Source organism: Endobacter medicaginis, assembly GCF_014192375.1.
Taxonomy (GTDB): Bacteria; Pseudomonadota; Alphaproteobacteria; order Acetobacterales; family Acetobacteraceae; genus Endobacter; species Endobacter medicaginis.
Map to the genome: position 1 here is coordinate 1 of NZ_JACHXV010000049.1, position 5,264 is coordinate 5,264.

Genomic DNA, 5,264 nt, shown 5'->3' on the forward strand with positions numbered 1-5,264 from the left:
ATCGTCGGCGTCGAGATCAAGGGGCGCAAGGGCACCGAGACCTTCGCCACCGACGAGGCGCCGCGTCCCGACACCACGGTGGAGACGCTCGCCAGACTGAAGCCCGCCTTCCGTCGCGACGGCACCATCACCGCCGGCAACGCGCCGGGTCTGAACAGCGGCGCGAGCGCGATGATCGTCGCCGACCGTGCCGCCGCCGAGGCCGCCGGCATCGCCCCGCTGGGTCGTCTGGTGGCCGGCGGTGTGGGTGCGGTGGAGCCCGGCCTGTTCGGCATCGGCCCGGTGCCGGCGGTGCGCCAGGCGCTGGCACGTGCCGGCTGGAGCCTTGCCGATCTCGACCGCATCGAGATCAACGAGGCCTTCGCTGCCGTGCCGCTGGCGGTGGCCAAGGAGCTCGGCCTGCCGGAGGACATCGTCAATGTCGAGGGTGGCGCGATCGCCCATGGTCACCCGATCGGGGCGAGCGGCGCGGTGCTGGTCACGCGTCTGCTGCATGCCATGAAGCGCGACGGGCTGAGGCGCGGCATCGTGACGCTGTGTATCGGGGGCGGGCAGGGGATTGCGCTCGCGCTCGAAGCGGTCTGAGCAAAACCCCAAACCTGCTTTTATCTATTCCAGATATGGAAACTCCTCTCCCAAGGTCGAAGAAATAGCATGTGCGACAAGAGCCGCGCGCCACGCTCGGTGACCGGAAAACAAGACAAACGCATACGCCTACCTCTTGGGAGAGAAACGATGAACTACTCGCTGAGCGCCGCGTCCTGCGTGCGCAGGTGGCTCGTGCCGCTATGCCTCATGGCCACCATCGTCATCGGCACCCCGGCCCGAGCTGCCGATCTTGATGCCGATGACTACAGCGCCGGCGGCCTGCCGGCAGGTACCAACCTCGCGCTGCTGTATTTCCAGCACGCAGTCCGCGACCAGTACAACGCTTTCGGCAACAAGGCCGGCCGTGGTGATCTGACATCCGATATCGGCATCCTGCGCTATGCGCACTTCGTCGATGTTGGTCCGTTCATCGCCGATCCGCAATTCCTGCTACCGTTCGGCTCACTGCACGGCAGCGGCGACCAGCGCGCCCTCGGCTCGGCATCCGGGATCGGCGACCTGATCCTGGCATCGACCTTCTGGCTGTATCGCGACAAGGTGGCCGGTCGCTATTTCGGTGTCACGCCCTTCATTTATGCGCCGACCGGTCAATACAACCGCAACCAGCCGCTCAGCCTCGGCGAGAACCGCTGGAAATTTACCTTGCAGACCGCCTACGTGACGCCGCTCTTTACCCCGAAGCTCACCATGCAGGTCTCCGCCGACGTGACGTTCTACACGCACAACAGCTCTTACGGTGCGGCGAGCCAGACACTGACACAGAAGCCGCTCGGTGAGTTCCAGGAGTGGTTCATGTACCACGTCAACAAGGACCTCGACATCCGTGCCGGTACGTTCCAGTTCGTGGGCGGCACGCAGTTCGTCGATGGCCAGCGTGTCCGAAACAGCCATACCAGCACGGTGAACTTCAAGGTCGGCTTCGGCTGGAACTTCGCCCCGACATGGAGCCTCGTCGGCCTCTATGGCCGCGACGCCCATGTCGAGAACGGGTTCGAGGAAAGCACCCGGTTCAATTTCCGCGTCCTCAAGGCCTTCTGAGCGACCGTATCTCTCCGACCTGCATCGAAGCATCGGCTGCCGATCCTTGGGATCGTCAGCCGACGCTTCGTCCTGCCTTGGCATGGAAGAACGCCTCTGCCTCGGCCCATCCCGACACCCGCGGCGTCCAGTCGGCATGTAGATTGTGCGGCGCCGTGAACATCACGCCTGTACCACGGAAGGCGCGCAGGAAGCGAAGATTGTCGTCGAGGAGATAATCGGCGGCGACAATCCCCTTATCGCCGCAAAACACGACGTTCAGCGGCGAGATGAATGGAAAATGATCCTTCAGCCAGAGATATTTAGCCTCGCAGCAGAGCGGATACTCCATCGCCGCAGTGACAATGAACACGTCGAAGACGTCCTGAAGCCTGCGAATGGCGCTCTGCGCACCCGTCATGACCGGAAGATCGCGAAAGAACGCTCCCTCATGCAGATGCGCTTCCATCGCCTCGACATGCAGACGCTCGGCGAGATCTTCCGCTTGCCTGCCTGCGAGTTCAGCGTCAACCCAGTTGTAACCATGATGTTTACGATACCAATCGCGCTGAGCTACGAGGAAGTCAGCAATGACCTCGTCCATGTCGATGGCTAGACGAAGACGGTGCGATTGCATTTTGAAGCTCGCTTGATTTTCGGATTGTCCTGTCTCTATGGATGCGCCATCCGACGCACTCGGGCAAGTGAGATCTCCGGAGTGCCAGTCGGCAGAATCGACGATCTTGTCCCCGATGGTGGTGCAGGAACAACACCCTGAGCAGGCTCGATTGCTCGGTCACGCTGCTATTGGCTGCAGGCTGACGGCTCGATTGTCGCCGAGTGGGGCGATGGTTTTCAGCGTCATGTATCGTGCGCACTGACCGAGTTGCCAACAGAGCAATTCAACGATGTAGTTCGTATTCAAGCTCTGCAATCCGTCAGCGCGCACGACAGCGTCCACAGACGTTCGGCCTCTCCAGGATCGACGGCGTAGGGTCTGACCCCAACGAAGGTCGCCTCGTGCGCGACCGGCGCGACGTCGCAATCCTCGCAGTAGAGGCCACCGAGCCCGTCCAGTTGTGCCGAGGTCGCGGCCCAGACCGTTGCCGCTGCGCCCTGTCCAGGCGTCTTGAATGTCGGGTCGGCAGGAGCGCCACTCGCATCGAGCCAGCCGGCCGCGACCATCTCCTCCTGCGCCAGACGTCGCTGAAGCGGCGTGAAGATCTTGCCGGGATGGAGCGAGAAGGCCCGTATACCCTCTTCCCGTCCAAGATGATCGACGTGGAGTGCGAACAGTGCGTTGGCAGTCTTCGACTGCCCGTAGGCCAGCCATTTATCGTAGCCCCGCTTGAACTGTACGTTGTCCCATCGCATCGGCGAGGCGTGATGGCCGGACGAGGACACGCAGATCACCCGCGAGCCGCCCATGAGCAGCCGCCAGAGCCGATGCGTCAGCGCGAAATGCCCGAGGTGGTTGGTCGCGAACTGCGCCTCCCATCCTGGACCGACGTGCGTTTCCGGGCAGGCCATGATGCCGGCATTGTAAAGTCGCCGTTGGTTGCCGATAAATTTACCCCAATGCCCGAGCCGCATCTGGATCACATCCGGCAGCATCACGGCGACGCGCTCGCCGAGCGGATGCGTGACCTGTTGATCCACGCCGCCACGATCGTCACGACCACCGGCACCGGCGACGACGCACTGTGCGTGATCGAAGGCCGCCACGCATGGCGTGGCTCGGGCGGGGAGTGCCGAGCATGACCATGACCTTCGTCTGGTCCGGGCGACTGAACCAGGGGCGGCGCGCCACCCTTGCCGCCATGAAGGCGGACCGCACCTTTCAAGCGCCGCTGGTGGATGCGGTGCTCGCTGGCGAGATAGCCGCCATGTGGCTGCTGTTTCGGAGCGCGGTGCCTAGCCGAACCCGACTTCGGCAGGTGACGCAGCCGGTGGTGATCCTGATTGGCGATGACGATCTCAAAACGACCGGTTCGTCTGGTTGGAGCGCTGCCGACACGGTGTTGCGCTGGGCTGAGGCGGTGATCGTGCACGCGGCACGCGGCGAGGCTGCACACTACGTCCAGGCGGTAGAGCTGGCCCGCACGTATCGCCGCGTGGCGCTTGTCGAGACCGCCTCGCTTGCCGCCGATGACTGGATCGACGCAGCACGCGCCGCAGGCGTCGAGCGGATCATGCACATCGCTCCCCGAGGCGGCGTGCATCCGCTGGGCGATGGTGCGCACGCCCGACGCGGTGAGCGCACACTGATCTTCACGCCGGATGGAGGCGTGCATGAATTGTGATCGGTTGCCCGACTACCAGACGAAGCGCAGAGGCCGCTCACGCCTCAACCTGCGCGCCGCAACCGCTATGCCCCGGTCGCACCGGGGGGGAGGGTTTTTGTCTCAGGCGCGAGGGGATTGCGACCGCCCGGGGTCCTTCGCGTTGATTTTGTTAAAATCGTAGGATTTTAGTCCTATGACCGATCGCATTCCGCGATGATCGTCGTCTGCCCCTCCAAACTCAGTTTGGGTATTGCGTTCTGCGTTCGTAAACGCTACATCGGTCTCATGGCAGACTCAATTTTCACAGCGGCGAAGAAATTGGCCGAGTCCTGTGGGCTTCCGTGGACCGATGTCGGTCCTCTGTACCGCGCGTTGCAGGAGCCCGACGACCGAGGGGGAACCTGGCTTCCGGTCAGCCGTGGCCGAGCAATCCATCGGGCGCAGCCCTACCACCTGGCACGGTTGCTCATCGCGCTAGGTTTCGGCGGCGATCCGACGCAGGCGCGCCGGAACCTACGTCTTGCGCAGGGTATGCGTGAGCTTGTTGGAGAGCGATACGATTCGCTGGATCACTCCGCACCGCTGTCCGCAGTCGAAGAAGCCCTCGCCGAGCTGCTGACTAAGCCCCACGAGGCCGATCGGGTTGTGCGGATCGAATTCCAGCCCGATTGCCGCCGGATCATCTTCGAGTTGAAGGCCCCGCACGAGTTCCGGCATTTCGGGGACCCCGACTTCGACGGCGCATCGCCGGGCATCGCGACCCGCCACGTGATCTTCGCAGGTCCCGTTCGCCTGCTGTCACGCGAAGTCGAGTGGGGCGAAGGATGAACAGAATTCGCCGCCCGCCCGCGCTCGGCGCGGCGGCGGATGGCCCGCGACGGCGGGTCGAGAGGCCGCGCTTGGCCGCCCTGCCCGCGATCGGGCAGGGCACCGGCGGCGGCAGACAAGGAGGGCGGCATGATGATCTACGCTGAGCGACTGTTTCGAACGGCCGCCGCGTGGCTGGCGACGCAACCGACCAAGCACGAACCGGCACCGGGCCTGATTGAGTATTTCCGCGCTGAGCCGGGCCTGCGCGTCAGCTTGCGCGGCGAGGTCAGCGACCGCGAGCTTGCGCTCGAAATCCATATCGACGGCCGCGACGAGCCTGCGCGTGCGTGGCTCGACGCGGAGACCGGCGAGTTGTCGGTCGACCTGCGCGTGGAGGCCGTAAGGTCGATGCACTGACTACCAAGACTTTCTTTTGTACGATCCACATCTAGAGGGTGTTATGCACCTGCCATGATTGCGGCGGCGTTTTTCATCATGAAGCATGCGAATGCGACGACATGCAGTCCGGCCAGCGTCGTTGCA

At 63.7% G+C, this 5,264-nt stretch carries 7 protein-coding genes; 5 read left to right on the top strand and 2 right to left on the bottom strand.

The window, feature by feature from the left end; all coding sequences use genetic code 11:
* Together FHR90_RS16985 and FHR90_RS16990 are read left to right on the top strand one after the other, a co-directional pair.
* A partial coding sequence (locus FHR90_RS16985; protein WP_183275551.1) for a thiolase family protein occupies positions 1-585 on the top strand: 585 nt, incomplete at its 5' end.
* Positions 586-654: 69 nt separating this feature from the next.
* Positions 655-1,647: a transporter gene (locus FHR90_RS16990; protein WP_221188299.1), complete on the top strand. Its 993-nt coding sequence runs from the start codon at positions 655-657 to the stop codon at positions 1,645-1,647.
* A gap of 55 nt (positions 1,648-1,702) precedes the next feature.
* On the opposite strand, the gene FHR90_RS16995 is transcribed toward FHR90_RS16990, so the two are convergent.
* Together FHR90_RS16995 and FHR90_RS17000 are read right to left on the bottom strand one after the other, a co-directional pair.
* Positions 1,703-2,230 (bottom strand): 5' nucleotidase, NT5C type, encoded by a 528-nt coding sequence (locus FHR90_RS16995; protein WP_246330359.1) that lies wholly within the window; start codon positions 2,228-2,230, stop codon positions 1,703-1,705.
* Between the two features lie 317 nt (positions 2,231-2,547).
* On the bottom strand, positions 2,548-3,351 hold the full coding sequence (locus tag FHR90_RS17000) for an SDR family NAD(P)-dependent oxidoreductase (protein ID WP_218062078.1): 804 nt from the start codon (positions 3,349-3,351) through the stop codon (positions 2,548-2,550).
* A gap of 32 nt (positions 3,352-3,383) precedes the next feature.
* Between FHR90_RS17000 and FHR90_RS17005 the strand changes: the two genes are divergently transcribed.
* From FHR90_RS17005 to FHR90_RS17015, 3 genes are all read left to right on the top strand, one after another.
* Positions 3,384-3,929, top strand: a complete 546-nt coding sequence (locus FHR90_RS17005; protein WP_176624682.1) for a hypothetical protein — start codon at positions 3,384-3,386, stop codon at positions 3,927-3,929.
* 195 nt (positions 3,930-4,124) lie between these two features.
* Entirely contained in the window at positions 4,125-4,739 is a 615-nt protein-coding gene (locus FHR90_RS17010) for a hypothetical protein (protein ID WP_176624684.1), read from the top strand.
* Between the two features lie 132 nt (positions 4,740-4,871).
* On the top strand, positions 4,872-5,138 hold the full coding sequence (locus tag FHR90_RS17015) for a hypothetical protein (protein ID WP_183275552.1): 267 nt from the start codon (positions 4,872-4,874) through the stop codon (positions 5,136-5,138).
* The last annotated feature ends 126 nt before the right edge of the window (positions 5,139-5,264 follow it).

Excerpts from the sequence above, each read along its gene's own strand:
- FHR90_RS17005 (WP_176624682.1), top strand. The coding sequence starts at position 3,384 with ATGACCATGACCTTCGTCTGGTCCGGGCGACTGAACCAGGGGCGGCGC.
- FHR90_RS16990 (WP_221188299.1), top strand. The coding sequence starts at position 655 with ATGTGCGACAAGAGCCGCGCGCCACGCTCGGTGACCGGAAAACAAGAC.
- FHR90_RS16995 (WP_246330359.1), bottom strand. The coding sequence starts at position 2,230 with ATGGACGAGGTCATTGCTGACTTCCTCGTAGCTCAGCGCGATTGGTAT.
- FHR90_RS17010 (WP_176624684.1), top strand. The coding sequence starts at position 4,125 with ATGATCGTCGTCTGCCCCTCCAAACTCAGTTTGGGTATTGCGTTCTGC.
- FHR90_RS17015 (WP_183275552.1), top strand. The coding sequence starts at position 4,872 with ATGATCTACGCTGAGCGACTGTTTCGAACGGCCGCCGCGTGGCTGGCG.